The sequence below is a fragment of the Sphaerisporangium rhizosphaerae genome (assembly GCF_042665155.1).
Lineage (GTDB): Bacteria > Actinomycetota > Actinomycetes > Streptosporangiales > Streptosporangiaceae > Sphaerisporangium > Sphaerisporangium rhizosphaerae.
This window is the reverse complement of the sequence record NZ_JBHTCG010000001.1, coordinates 22,342-35,021: the sequence shown is the minus strand read 5'-3', so window position 1 is coordinate 35,021 and position 12,680 is coordinate 22,342. Positions and strand designations below refer to the sequence as shown.

Here is a 12,680-nt window from a genome sequence, read left to right as displayed (position 1 = left end):
GCGAACGTCCCTCTGATAGGCCGGTGACGTTTCCTTCCGTTAATCGTAGGTAGAGTCCCCCGGAAAGAGGCGGAACCGTACGCCGGAGGAGTCGTTGGAGGGGTCCCAGTGCCCAAATACGTATACGGGTTCACCGAGGGCAACAAGGATCTCAAGGAGCTCCTCGGTGGCAAAGGCGCCAATCTCGCCGAGATGACGAACCTGGGTCTTCCGGTGCCACCGGGGTTCACGATCACGACGGAGGCGTGCCGCCGGTTCCTGGCCGGCGGCGGCGTGCCCGACGGGCTGTGGGACGAGGTCGACAAGCACCTCCACGCGATGGAGGACGGCATGGGCAAGCGCCTCGGCGCCCCCGGGGACCCCCTGCTGGTCAGCGTCCGCTCCGGGGCGAAGTTCTCCATGCCCGGCATGATGGAGACGGTCCTCAACATCGGCCTCAACGACGAGTCGGTGCGCGGCCTGGCCGCGCAGGCCGGCGACGAGCGCTTCGCCTGGGACTCCTACCGCAGGCTCATCCAGATGTTCGGCCGCACCGTCCTCGGCATCGAGGGCGACCGGTTCGAGGACGCCATCGAGCGGGCCAAGCGGCACGGCGGGGTGACCAGCGATCTTGAGCTCACCGCCGAGGACCTCCGGCGCCTGGTGCGGACCTTCAAGGACATCGTCAAGGACGAGACCGGCCGGGAGTTCCCCGAAGGCCCCCGCGTGCAGATGCGCATGGCCGTCGAGGCGGTCTTCGACTCCTGGAACGCCCCCCGCGCGATCGTCTACCGCCGCCAGGAGCGCATCCCCGCCGACCTCGGAACGGCGGTCAACATCGTCGCGATGGTCTTCGGCAACCTCGGCATGGACTCCGGCACCGGCGTCGCCTTCACCCGCGACCCCGGCACGGGCAACCAGGGCGTATACGGCGACTACCTGCAGAACGCCCAGGGCGAGGACGTCGTCGCGGGCATCCGCAACACCATCCCGCTGCAGGAGCTGGAGAAGATCGACGCGAGCTCCTACCGCGAGCTGCTGGGCATCATGCGGACGCTGGAGAACCACTACCGCGACCTGTGCGACATCGAGTTCACCATCGAACGCGGAAAACTGTGGATGCTGCAGACCCGTGTCGGCAAGCGTACCGCCGAGGCGGCGTTCCGCATCGCGACCCAGCTCGTCGACCAGGGCCTGATCGACATGGACGAGGCGCTCGAACGCGTCTCCGGCGACCAGCTCGCCCAGCTCATGTTCCCGAGGTTCGCCGGGCACGCCCGCCTCATCCCCATCGCCAAGGGCATGAACGCCTCGCCGGGCGCGGCCGTGGGCAGGGCGGTGTTCTCCTCCGAACGCGCCGAGGAGCTGACCGCGCGGGGCGAGGAGGTCATCCTGGTGCGCCGCGAGACGACCCCGGACGACCTGGCGGGCATGATCGCCGCCCGTGGCGTGCTGACCAGCAGGGGCGGCAAGACCTCGCACGCCGCCGTCGTCGCCCGCGGCATGGGGAAGACCTGCGTGTGCGGCGCCGAGCAGATCGAGGTGGACCCCGCGGGCCGGCGCTTCACCGCCCCCGGCGGCGTGGTGGTCGAGGAGGGGGAGTTGATCTCCATCGACGGCTCCACCGGCGAGGTGTACCGCGGGGAGGTGCCCGTCATGGCCTCGCCCGTCGTCCAGTACTTCGAGGGCGCCGGCGACACCTCCGACGACCTGATCCAGGCCGTGCACCGCGTCATGGTCCACGCCGACGAGCGGCGCCGCCTCGCGGTGCGGGCCAACGCCGACACCCCCGAGGACGCCGCGCGGGCGCGCGGGTTCGGCGCGGAGGGCATCGGCCTGTGCCGCACCGAGCACATGTTCCTCGGCGAGCGCCGCCGGCTCGTCGAGGACCTCATCCTGGCCGTCTCGGGGGAGGAGCGCCAGGCGGCGCTCGACGCGCTGGAACCGCTGCAGAGGTCCGACTTCGCGGGCATCTTCGCGGCGATGGACGGCCTGCCGGTGACGGTCCGCCTGATCGACCCGCCCCTGCACGAGTTCCTGCCCGACCTCACCGCCCTGTCGGTGAAGGTCGCGCTGGCCGGTGAGCAGGCCACGGCCCGCGACCGCAGGCTGCTCGCGGCGGTCAAGCGGCTGCACGAGGAGAACCCGATGCTCGGCCTGCGCGGCGTGCGGCTCGGGCTGGTGATCCCCGGGCTGTTCGCCATGCAGGTGCGCGCGATCGCCGAGGCGGTGGCCGAGCGCCGCGCCGCGGGCGGCGACCCCCGGGCCGAGATCATGATCCCGCTGGTCGGGGCCGTGCAGGAGCTGGAGCACGTCCGGGACGAGGCGCGGGGCATCCTGGCGGAGAACGGGGTCGAGGCCGCGATCGGCACGATGATCGAGGTGCCGCGCGCGGCGCTGACCGCCGGCCAGATCGCCGAGGCCGCGCATTTCTTCTCCTTCGGCACCAACGACCTCACCCAGATGACCTGGGGGTTCTCCCGGGACGACGTCGAGGCCGCGTTCTTCTCGCGCTATCTGGAGCTGGGCGTCTTCGGGGTTTCCCCGTTCGAGAGCATCGACCGCGGCGGCGTCGGGCGGCTGATGTCCATCGCCGTCGAGGAGGGCCGCGCCGCCCGTCCCGACCTCAAGATCGGCATCTGCGGCGAGCACGGCGGCGACCCCGAGTCGGTGCGCTTCTGCCACGACATCGGCCTGGACTACGTGTCCTGCTCGCCGTTCCGCGTCCCGGTCGCCCGGCTGGAGGCCGGACGCGCGGCGCTGCCCCGCGAGGAGTCCGACTCCCGCTGACCGCGCCCCGCCCGGGTTGTGCGCGGAGCCCGGATCCCGCCGGCCGTCGCTCGTCCGCTTCGCGCGACGGCCCGGCTTCCGTCCATCCAGGCCCTGTCCGGCCGAAGGGGCCTCCTCCGGCCGGACAGGGGTGGCGACGGCCGGGGCAGGGGTTACTCACGGGCCGCCTGACCTGCGGGGGAAGACGAAATGCGTCCGGACATCGTGAGTTTCCTGCATGTTTGTCATGCGCGACCCATAGCGGGGGTAGCATCCCCGCTACCGATGACAGGCTACGACGACTTCGACCAGGCCAGATGGGTGCCGGAACCTCCCGGCAACCCTGAGCGCAGCGCGTTCGAGCGCGACCGGGCGCGGGTGCTGCACAGCTCCGCGCTGCGGCGGCTCGCCGCGAAGACGCAGGTCGTCGGCCCGGGCGAGATCCCCGACCATGGCCGCCACATCCCGCGCACCCGCCTGACCCACTCGCTGGAGTGCGCGCAGATCGGCCGGGAGCTGGGCAAGGCGCTCGGCTGCGACCCCGACCTGGTCGAGACCGCCTGTCTCGCCCACGACCTCGGCCACCCCCCGTTCGGGCACAACGGCGAGACGGCGCTCAACGAGCTGGCGGCCCGGTGCGGCGGCTTCGAGGGCAACGCCCAGAGCCTGCGCCTGCTGACCCGCCTGGAGGCCAAGGTCCTCACCGGCGACGGCCGCAGCGCCGGACTGAACCTCACCCGCGCGACGCTCGACTCGTCCCTGAAGTACCCCTGGACCTCCGCGCACGGCCCGAAGTTCGGCGTCTACCCCGACGACCTGCCCGTCTTCGACTGGGCGAGGCAGGGCGCGCCCGAGGGCAGGGTCAGCTTCGAGGCGCAGGTCATGGACTGGTCCGACGATGTCGCCTACTCCGTGCACGACCTGGAGGACGCGCTGCACTCCGGGCACCTCACCCCGGAACTGCTGTTCGACGCGGGGGAGCGGCGCGAGGTGTGCGAGCGCACGCTGAAGTGGTACGCGGGCGACTCCTGCCTCACCGAGCTGGAGGAGACGCTGGCCCACCTGGTGGCCGCGCCGCTGTGGCCGGCGCGGTTCGAGGAGACCATGGCCGACCTGGTGGCGCTGAAGTCCTTCACCAGCGCCCTGATCGGCCGGTTCTGCCTGTCGGCGCAGGAGGCGACGACCAGCGCCTACGGCCGGGGCCGCACCCGGTACGGCGCCGACCTGATCGTGCCCCGGGTCACCCGGCTGGAGTGCGCGCTGCTCAAGGGGGTCACGGCGCACTACGTGATGTCCCGGGAGGACCACCACGCCAACCAGGCGCGCCAGCGCGACCTCATCGCGGAGCTGGCGTCCATGATCATGCTGGGCGCGCCCGGGACGCTGGAGCCCGCCCTGCGCCCGGCCTTCGCCGGAGCGGCCGACGACGCCGCCCGGCTGCGGGTGGTGGTCGACCAGATCGCCTCGCTCACCGACGTCAGCGCCGTCGCCCTGCACCGCTCACTCAGCTCCCGCGCCTGACCCGCCCCGCCCCGCCCGGCGCGCCCGCCCGGCCACGCCGGCGTCCGACGTCCTGGTGTTCCGCTCGCCTGGTGCCCGCCGTCCCGGCTGTAAGTTACACGGCCGCGCGGCGGCGGACCGCCGGGTGAGCTGGGGAAGAGCCGGGGCGGCGGGTGCGGGCGGCCCCGCGGCCGTTGCCGCGCCGCGCGAGCCGACCTAGCGTCGAAGACCGATCATCACGTCCTGATCATTCCCCCACCCGGCGCCGTGCCGCGGCCGGACGCGGCGGGCTCCGCCACGAGCGAGGACGATCACATGCCGAGGTTCAGAGCTCTCATCATGGGGGCGGTGACGGCCCTGGTCATCGGCGGCGTCGCGCCTCTCCCGGCGACGGCGGCGACCGGCGACGGCTCGCCGACGGACGCCAACATCTCCTTCACCGGCCGCTGGGACACCCGCAACCCGGCGGCCTACACGCCGTACTGGGCGGGAGCCTACTTCACCACCGGCTTCACCGGGACGACGGTCAAGCTCAAGCAGCGCGGCGCCATCGACCTGTACTACAGCATCGACGGCGCCCCGTTCGTCTACCGCACCAACGTCAGCGGCACGGTGAACCTCACCTCGACGCCGCTGCGAGCGGGCGACCACACGCTGCGCGTCTCCTACCGCGTCGTCGCCGGGTCCTACCACGGCGACGCGGTGTTCCAGGGACTGGTCCTGGACGCGGGCGCGAGCACCTTCCGCGCGAACGTGCCTTCGACGCTGCTGGAGTTCGTCGGCGACTCGATCACCGTGGGGACCACCACCTCCAAGAACGCGCTGACGGCGTACGGGTGGCTGGTCGGCGAGCGGCTCCACGTGCGGCACACGCAGATCGCCCAGGGCGGCGCCTGCCTGGTCGCCACGGCCGACGGATGCGTGGGGCTGGAGCGGCAGTTCCTCAAGCTGAACCCCAACGCGGCGACCCCGGACTGGGACTTCTCCCGCTACCAGGCCAACGTGGTGGTCATCAACCTCGGCACCAACGACTCCGGCCACGGCGTGCACACCCCGGAGTTCCAGGCCTCCTACACCAACCTGCTGCGCGAGGTGCGGGCGAAGTACCCGTACGCGACGATCTTTGCGATGGAGACCTTCCGTGCGAAGTTCGTCGCCCAGACCCAGGCCGCGGTCAAGGCGCTCAACGACGGCGGCGACCCCAACGTCGTCTACGTCAACACCGAGGGCTGGCTGACCAGCGCCGACCTCAGCGACTCCGTGCACCCGAACGACGCGGGGCACGTCAAGATCGCCGACCGCCTGGCCCCGATCATCGCGGCGAGGATCGGCGCTCCCTGACGAAGCTCGGCGCCGCACACGCGGACGCATGGCGGCCCGGAGCGGCCGGCAGGGGCGGTGGCCTCCGCCGGCCGGTCCACGGAGTGGCGTCAGCCGGTGGTGACGGAGTCGGGTTCGGCGGTCTGGGTGGGGACCGGCGTGGGCTTCTTCTTGACCGGCTTGGAGGCGCACAGCGTGCGGCAGGCGGGCGTGGCGCCGACCCGGGCGCGCGCCGCCGCCACCTGCTCGGCGGGGGACAGGGTCGGATTGCCGTGCAGCCACGCGTCCAGGTAGGTCCACGGATCGACCATCCCGCGGCGCACCCACCAGTAGCGCGAGGCGGTCGCCCAGGACACCGAGAAGTACAGGTTGGCCCCCTGGCCCCGCGCGTCGCCCGAGTCGCCGACGCGCCCGAGCACCTGGCCCGCGGCGACGCGCGTCCCCGGCCGGACGCCCGCCTCGACGGTGTCGAGGTGCCCGCCGAAGTAGCGCACCCCGTCGTCGCCGAGGACGGACACGAACCGGCCCTCGCGGTCGGTCCCGTGGTCGGTGGCCGGCCTCCAGCGGTCGGTCGTGCTCACCTCGTGCACGACGCCGCCGACCGGGGAGACGTACGAGCAGCCCTTGCCCGCCCAGATGGTGGTCTTGGGCAGCACGAGCTGCTTGCGGGCGTAGCTGACCCGGCACCCGCGGACCGGGAAGACGTAAGTGAACCGCGACAGCCTCGGCGGGGGCACGCGGACCGGGTCGTCGCCGCGCGGCGGCCTGACGTCGCCGGGGGAGCCGGGGGAGGCCGACGGGGTCGGCTTCAGGGTGGCGGCGTCGATCTCCGTGCCGCCCTCGCCGGTGGGCGAGACGTCGGGGCTGGGAAGCGCGTCCGGCGTGCCGGTCGCGGCCCCGGTCGCCGCCACGTCCTGCATGGGGGGCGCGGGCGGCAGCGTGCTGATGCCGGCCACCCCGCCGGGGGCCGCACAGGCGGCGCTGACCAGCACGGCCGCTCCGATGGCGGCCAGTCGCCCCGATCGCATGATCTCCACCCGCCAGACGTTACCGATATGAGCGTTCCCTTTGTAACCGACCTGCGCCACCATCACCGCTTATTCGCCGAAAATCCCCCATCTTGGGATGGAACCGACGGTAACCGGCCGGTCACGCTGGCGCGGCGACCCCTGACGCTCCGGGGCGTGCGGTGTCCGGCCCCGGCGGGTCCCGCCGGGCCGGGACGGCCGCCGGAGCGGAGTGTCGGCGCCGAGTCGTAGACTCGCGGCGTGGCAGGGCGGATCAGTGACGAGGACATCGCGCTCGTGCGAGAGCGCTCATCGATCGCCGACGTCGTGGGGGAGCACATCCAGCTTCGCAACGCCGGCGGCGGCAATCTCAAAGGCCTGTGCCCCTTCCACGAGGAGAAGTCCCCCTCGTTCAACGTCACCCCCTCCCGCGGCTACTGGTACTGCTTCGGTTGCGGCGAGGGCGGCGACGTCATCACCTTCGTCCGCAAGCTGGAGCTGCTGTCGTTCGCCGACGCGATCGAGCGGCTGGCGCAGCGCGCGGGCATCCAGCTCCGCTACGAGCAGGGCGGGTACGTCCCCGGGCGCGAGCAGGGCGAGCGCAGCCGGCTCATCGAGGCCCACCGGGCCGCCGCCGAGTTCTACGCCGCCCAGCTGGAGACCCCCGAGGCGGCGCCCGGCCGCCGTTTCCTGTCCGAGCGTGGCTTCGAACGCGTCGACGCCGAGCACTTCGGGGTCGGCTTCGCCCCGTCCGAGTGGGATCGCCTCGCCCGCCACCTGCTGGGCCGGGGGTTCACCGCCAACGAGCTGATCAAGGGCGGCCTGGCCCGCGAGGGGCGCCGCGGCCCGGTCGACCGCTTCCGCGGCCGGCTCGTCTGGCCCATCCGCGACATCACCGGCGACGTGATCGGCTTCGGCGCGCGCAAACTGCTCGACGGCGACGACGGGCCCAAGTACCTCAACACCCCCGAGAGCCCGATCTACAAGAAGAGCACGGTGCTGTACGGCATCGACCTGGCCAAGCGCGAGATCTCCAAGCGCTCCCAGGCCGTCGTCGTCGAGGGCTACACCGACGTCATGGCCTGCCACCTGGCCGGCGTGCCGACGGCGGTCGCCACCTGCGGCACCTCCTTCGGCGAGGAGCACATCAAGGTGCTGCGCCGCCTGCTGCTCGACCAGGCCGAGTTCCGCGGCGAGGTCGTGTTCACCTTCGACGGCGACTCCGCCGGCCAGAAGGCCGCCCTGCGCGCCTTCGCCGACGAGCAGAAGTTCGTCACCCAGACCTTCGTGGCCGTGCAACCTGACGGGCTCGACCCGTGCGACCTGCGGGTCAAGCACGGCGACGCCGCCGTCCGCGATCTGGTCGCCGCCCGCGAGCCGTTGTTCGCGTTCGCCATCCGCAGCGTCATCTCGCGCTACGAGCTGACCACCAACGAGGGCCGCCTGGCCGCCCTGGACGCCGCCGCCCCGCTGGTGGCCGGCATCAAGGATTCCGCGCTGCGCGGCAGGTACGCCGTCGACCTCGACCGCTGGCTCGGCTTCATGGACGAGCGGCTGGTGCTGCGGCGCATCCAGGAGGTCGCGGGCCGCGCGGGGGGCAGGGCGGCGCCCGAACGGCCCGCACGGCGGGCGAGCGCGCCCCCGCCGGCCGACTCCGCCGACCCGGTGGTGCGCATCGAGGCGGAGGCGCTGAAGCTCGCAGTGCAGCGTCCCGCGCTCATGGGGCCCGAGTTCGACGCCCTCGGGGCCGAGGCGTTCACCGTGCCCGAGCACGTCGCCCTGTACGGCCTGGTCACGGCGGCGGGCGGCACGGTCGCGGGCGGCCCCGGCGGGCGCGAGTGGGTCGACATGCTGCTCGCCGCCACCGAGGACGACGGCCTGCGCGCCCTGGCGACCAGGTTCGCGGTCGATCCGGTGCGGGCCGACCTGGCCGGCGAAGAGCGCTACGGCCAGGCCGTGCTGGCCCGGCTCGCCGAGATCGCCGTCACCAGGGCGCTGGTGCAGATCAAGGCCAAGATGGAGCGCCTCAACCCTGTTGAGCAGCAGCAGGACTACAACCGGCTCTTCGGGGAACTGGTGGCGCTCGAACAACAACGCCGGGTCTTAAGAGAACGCGCCGTCGGAGCGTAATTAACCTTACTTTCCGCTTCTCAGAGCAGCCAAACTCTTTGTCCGATCTCAATTCGGTAATGGCTCCGGCCTTACCTCGGGTGACAAAAATAGGCCTGCCCTTTTACCGCCCCTATACCGCAGACTATGCACCGTGGGTGCATCGGTGCTGCCAAGTGGACCGCCGTCGGTAGTAGACCAGGTGGCGGATCTCGTCGCGAGAGGAAAGGAGCGCGGCAGCGTCACCGTCGACGACGTCGCCGCCGCGCTCGACCGCTCCGAGTTGCCGGCCGACGCGCTGGAGCGTGTCGTGCGGATGCTCGCCGAAAAGGGTGTGGAGGTGCTCGAGCCGCAAGGCGACGACGACACCGTCCGGCCCGATGAGGAGGATGTCGGCAAGCGGGCGCCGACCAGCGACCTCGTCCGCATCTACCTGCGGGAGATCGGCCGCGTGCCGCTCCTGACGGCGGAGGAGGAGGTGGAGCTGGCGAAGGCGATCGAAGCCGGCCTGTTCGCCGAGGACAAACTGTGCGACATCGGCATACGGCTGGTCAAGCCCGAGTTCGAGGAGCTCGTCTGGGAGGGCGTCCGGGCCAAGCAGCGGCTCATCGAGGCCAACCTGCGGCTCGTGGTGTCCATCGCCAAACGCTATGTGGGCCGCGGAATGCTGTTCCTCGACCTCATCCAGGAGGGCAACCTCGGGCTGATCCGCGCGGTGGAGAAATTCGACTACACCAAGGGATATAAGTTCTCCACCTACGCCACGTGGTGGATTCGCCAGGCCATCACCCGGGCGATCGCCGACCAGGCGCGGACGATTCGAATTCCCGTGCACATGGTCGAGACGATCAACAAGCTGGTCCGCGTGCAGCGCCAGCTCCACCAGGATCTCGGCCGGGAGCCCGCTCCCGAGGAGATCGCGATGGAGATGGACCTCCCCGTGGACCGCGTGGTGGAGATCCAGCGCATCGCGCAGGAGCCGGTGTCCCTGCAGTCGCCGATCGGCGAGGAGGACTCCGACCTCGGTGACTTCATCGAGGACGCCGACGCCGTGGTGCCCATCGAGGCGGCGGCGTTCATCATGTTGCAGGACCAGCTCGACGACATCCTCGCCACTCTCTCCGATCGCGAGCAGCGCATCATCCAGCTTCGCTTCGGGCTGTCCGACGGGCACCCGAGGACGCTGGAGGAGGTCGGCAGGGAGTTCGGGGTCACCCGCGAGCGCATCCGCCAGATCGAGTCCAAGACGCTGGCCAAGTTACGTCACCCGACGCGGGCGCAGATGCTGCGCGACTACCTCGACTGAGACCTCCCGCGCCCGTCCAGGGCCGTCAAGGCCATAGGCCCCGGACGGGCGCGGGCCCATCAGCACGGGGGCCCGCGGGGACCAGGGAGGAGGGACGGCAGGGACGCCCCTCCTGCCGCCGAGCCGATGGACGCGCGGTCCGCGCCCGACGAGGACACCGCGCTCGAGCGGGCCGCACTCGACGTGCTTGACGCGAACTGGACGGGAACGGCCACCGTCCCCTCGGTGGGGCGCTACCCCCACCAGTGGAGCTGGGATTCGGCGTTCGTGGCGATCGGCCTGTCCCGGCGCCGGTGGTCGCGCGCCTGCGAGGAGCTGCTGAGCCTGTTCGCCGGCCAGTGGAGCACCGGCATGGTGCCGCACATCGTCTTCGACCCGGCCGCCAGGGACTCCTACTACCCGGGGCCGTCGATCTGGCGTTCGGGGGAGTGCGCCGCCGCGCCGCGCGGGGTGCCCACCTCCGGCCTCACCCAGCCGCCGCTCCACGCCTGCGCCGTGTGGTGGATCTGGCGTTACGCCCGTGACCGCGACGCGGCGCTCGCGTTCGTCCGCAGGACCTGGCCGTGCCTGGTGGCCCAGCACCGGTACCTGGCCTCCGCCCGCGACCTCGGCGGCGAGGGCCTGGCGGCGATCGTCCATCCCTGGGAGTCCGGCCTGGACGACAGTCCCGCCTGGGACGCCCCGCTGGCCGCGCTGCCCATGGTCGGCTACGCCTGCGGGCTGGAGGACTGGCGCTCCGACAGCCACCACGACCGCTGGGTCTGGCTGGCCCTGCGCTACCGCGACGCCGGGTACGGCCCGGGCTACCTGCGCGACGAGCACCCCTTCGCCGTCGAGGACCCCATGTTCAACGGCATCTGGCTGGCCTCCTGCCTGGCGCTGGCCGACCTGGCCGGGGTCATCGGGGCCGACGGCCGGCCGTTCGAGGAGGCCGCCGAGCGGATCCGCGGCGGACTGCTGGCCCGCCTGTGGGAGGGCGCGTTCTACGCGCGCGATCTGCGTGCCGGGTCGCTCATCCCGATCCGCACGATCGGCGGGTTCGGCCCGCTGCTGGACCCGGGCATGCCCGCGACGGTCGTCGGGCCGCTGGTCGAGCTGCTGGAGTCGTGCTTCCTCGGCCCGAGCGGCTACCCGGTGCCGAGCTGCGAGGTGCGGGCGCTGCAGTTCGACCGGGAGAGGTACTGGCGCGGGCCGTCGTGGGTGAACACCAACTGGCTGCTGCGGCAGGCCGCGGCCGGGCACGGCCTCGGGGCCCTGGAGAGGCTGCTCGCGACCGCCACCCTTCGCCTGGTGCGCCAGGCGGGGTTCCGAGAGTGCTTCGACCCCTTCGACGGCATGGGACGGGGATGCCGCGACTTCTCCTGGTCGGCGGCCCTCACCTTGGACCTGCTCGCCGGATGAGCGCCGGGCCGCCCGCGTGCGGCCCCGCACCGGCGGGCCGGGTAGCTTTCACCCATGCGATTTCCCTGGGGCACCAAAGGCCTCCCCCCGGAGGCCGGCGTGCGGCTGGAGCCCGGCGAGCGGGTGCTGGTCCACGCGCGGACGCCGGACGGCGGGTACGTCGTCGCCACCGACCGCGCGCTGCGCCTGCCGGCCGGCGAGACGCTGCCCTGGTACCGGGTCGACCGGGCGCAGTGGGACGAGGAGGGCCTGCTGGTCGTCGGCACCGACGGCGCCCGCCGGCGGGTGGAGCTGCCCGACCCCGGCCGGCTGCCCGAGGCCGTGCGCGAGCGGGTGACCTCCTCCATCCTGGTCAACCGGCACGTCCGCCTCGGCGAGCGCGGGGGAGTGCGGCTGGTCGCCCGCCGGGTGCCCGGTCAGGACACCGCCGAGTGGGAGTTCGTGTTCGACCCCGGCCTGGACCCGTCCGACCCCGGCCTGCGCGCCGCGGCGGAGCAGGCCCTGGAGCGGCTGCGCCGCACGCTCGGCGTCTGACCCGCCGCCCGCGCGGCCGCGACATGCGGAGACGGCCCGTGCGCGGGGGTTTCACGCGGGCCGTCTCCGGGGTGCGCCGGTCAGGTGACGCGGTCCATCTCGCTGTCCGGCCAGCCGGTGCCGGTGTCGTCCTTGACGACGTTCCAGCCGTTTCTGTGCAGGAACGGCACCCGGTCGCCGAGCACGTCGCCCAGCTTGTGCTTGGTCACCTCGGCCGCCTTGGACGCCTGGGCCCCCGCCACGCCCGCGGCCTGCTGGACCATGGGATTGTCGGCGACGCGCTGCGCCAGCCGCCTGATCTGTTCGTACCGCTCTCGTCCGGCCTTGCTGCCGAGGACGTACCCGATGGCCAGGCCTACGGCGAACGTGAATCGATATCGCATCTTCTACCTCCCGCGTGCCGCTGGCTCCCCCGCTCTGGGCTTCCCCTACCCCGGCTGCGGGCGGTTATCTTCCCGGCGCGCGGAAGCTTGCGGGGGAGCGACGCCGCAGGCTCCGGCCCGGGACGGCGCCTCCCCGCGGCGGGGGACGATCTGGGTGCGACACGCACCCCTCGGAATGCGCTAATCTAGTTCCGCGCCGCAAGGAAGGGCCAACGCCCTCCCCGCAAGGCGCAAAACGAACGATCCCGTGTAGCTCAATCGGCAGAGCAGCCGGCTGTTAACCGGCAGGTTATAGGTTCGAGTCCTATCGCGGGAGCCACCATGCAGCCCCAGGGGGAGTCCCCCTGGGGCTGTCGCCGTTCTTGGACACCG

At 72.2% G+C, this 12,680-nt stretch carries 9 protein-coding genes and 1 tRNA gene; 8 read left to right on the top strand and 2 right to left on the bottom strand.

Annotation, left to right across the window (positions count from 1 at the left end; all coding sequences use genetic code 11):
* The first annotated feature begins 108 nt into the window (after positions 1 to 108).
* The 3 genes from ppdK (at position 109) to ACFQSB_RS00135 (ending at position 5,589) form a co-directional block, all read left to right on the top strand.
* Complete coding sequence (gene ppdK, locus ACFQSB_RS00145) at positions 109 to 2,769, top strand: pyruvate, phosphate dikinase (protein ID WP_380823625.1); 2,661 nt, start codon at positions 109 to 111, stop codon at positions 2,767 to 2,769.
* Positions 2,770 to 3,033: 264 nt separating this feature from the next.
* The gene (locus ACFQSB_RS00140; RefSeq protein ID WP_354834272.1) at positions 3,034 to 4,269 is read left to right on the top strand and encodes a deoxyguanosinetriphosphate triphosphohydrolase; all 1,236 of its coding nucleotides are present in this window, start codon (positions 3,034 to 3,036) and stop codon (positions 4,267 to 4,269) included.
* Between the two features lie 294 nt (positions 4,270 to 4,563).
* Entirely contained in the window at positions 4,564 to 5,589 is a 1,026-nt protein-coding gene (locus ACFQSB_RS00135; RefSeq protein ID WP_380823624.1) for an SGNH/GDSL hydrolase family protein, read from the top strand.
* An 89-nt stretch (positions 5,590 to 5,678) separates the two neighbouring features.
* On the opposite strand, the gene ACFQSB_RS00130 is transcribed toward ACFQSB_RS00135, so the two are convergent.
* Positions 5,679 to 6,596 (bottom strand): peptidoglycan DD-metalloendopeptidase family protein, encoded by a 918-nt coding sequence (locus tag ACFQSB_RS00130; RefSeq protein WP_380824041.1) that lies wholly within the window; start codon positions 6,594 to 6,596, stop codon positions 5,679 to 5,681.
* A 240-nt stretch (positions 6,597 to 6,836) separates the two neighbouring features.
* Between ACFQSB_RS00130 and dnaG the strand changes: the two genes are divergently transcribed.
* The 4 genes from dnaG (at position 6,837) to ACFQSB_RS00110 (ending at position 11,925) form a co-directional block, all read left to right on the top strand.
* A complete protein-coding gene (gene dnaG, locus ACFQSB_RS00125) occupies positions 6,837 to 8,705 on the top strand; it encodes a DNA primase (RefSeq protein ID WP_380823623.1) in 1,869 nt (622 codons plus the stop codon).
* 181 nt (positions 8,706 to 8,886) lie between these two features.
* A complete protein-coding gene (gene rpoD / locus ACFQSB_RS00120) occupies positions 8,887 to 9,990 on the top strand; it encodes an RNA polymerase sigma factor RpoD (RefSeq protein WP_354834264.1) in 1,104 nt (367 codons plus the stop codon).
* A gap of 126 nt (positions 9,991 to 10,116) precedes the next feature.
* A complete protein-coding gene (locus ACFQSB_RS00115; RefSeq protein ID WP_380823622.1) occupies positions 10,117 to 11,391 on the top strand; it encodes an MGH1-like glycoside hydrolase domain-containing protein in 1,275 nt (424 codons plus the stop codon).
* Between the two features lie 54 nt (positions 11,392 to 11,445).
* Positions 11,446 to 11,925, top strand: coding sequence for a hypothetical protein (locus ACFQSB_RS00110; RefSeq protein WP_354834258.1), 480 nt, complete (start codon positions 11,446 to 11,448; stop codon positions 11,923 to 11,925).
* Between the two features lie 80 nt (positions 11,926 to 12,005).
* Here the strand turns inward: ACFQSB_RS00110 and ACFQSB_RS00105 are convergent, their stop codons facing one another.
* Positions 12,006 to 12,308: a YtxH domain-containing protein gene (locus tag ACFQSB_RS00105; protein ID WP_380823621.1), complete on the bottom strand. Its 303-nt coding sequence runs from the start codon at positions 12,306 to 12,308 to the stop codon at positions 12,006 to 12,008.
* Between the two features lie 243 nt (positions 12,309 to 12,551).
* Between ACFQSB_RS00105 and ACFQSB_RS00100 the strand changes: the two genes are divergently transcribed.
* A tRNA-Asn gene (locus ACFQSB_RS00100) sits at positions 12,552 to 12,627 on the top strand.
* Positions 12,628 to 12,680 lie beyond the last annotated feature (53 nt).

Bases quoted from the DNA above. Each gene is read 5' to 3' on its own strand.
- ACFQSB_RS00130 (WP_380824041.1), bottom strand. From the start codon at position 6,596: ATGCGATCGGGGCGACTGGCCGCCATCGGAGCGGCCGTGCTGGTCAGC.
- ACFQSB_RS00110 (WP_354834258.1), top strand. From the start codon at position 11,446: ATGCGATTTCCCTGGGGCACCAAAGGCCTCCCCCCGGAGGCCGGCGTG.
- ACFQSB_RS00140 (WP_354834272.1), top strand. From the start codon at position 3,034: ATGACAGGCTACGACGACTTCGACCAGGCCAGATGGGTGCCGGAACCT.
- ACFQSB_RS00115 (WP_380823622.1), top strand. From the start codon at position 10,117: ATGGACGCGCGGTCCGCGCCCGACGAGGACACCGCGCTCGAGCGGGCC.
- ACFQSB_RS00105 (WP_380823621.1), bottom strand. From the start codon at position 12,308: ATGCGATATCGATTCACGTTCGCCGTAGGCCTGGCCATCGGGTACGTC.
- ACFQSB_RS00135 (WP_380823624.1), top strand. From the start codon at position 4,564: ATGCCGAGGTTCAGAGCTCTCATCATGGGGGCGGTGACGGCCCTGGTC.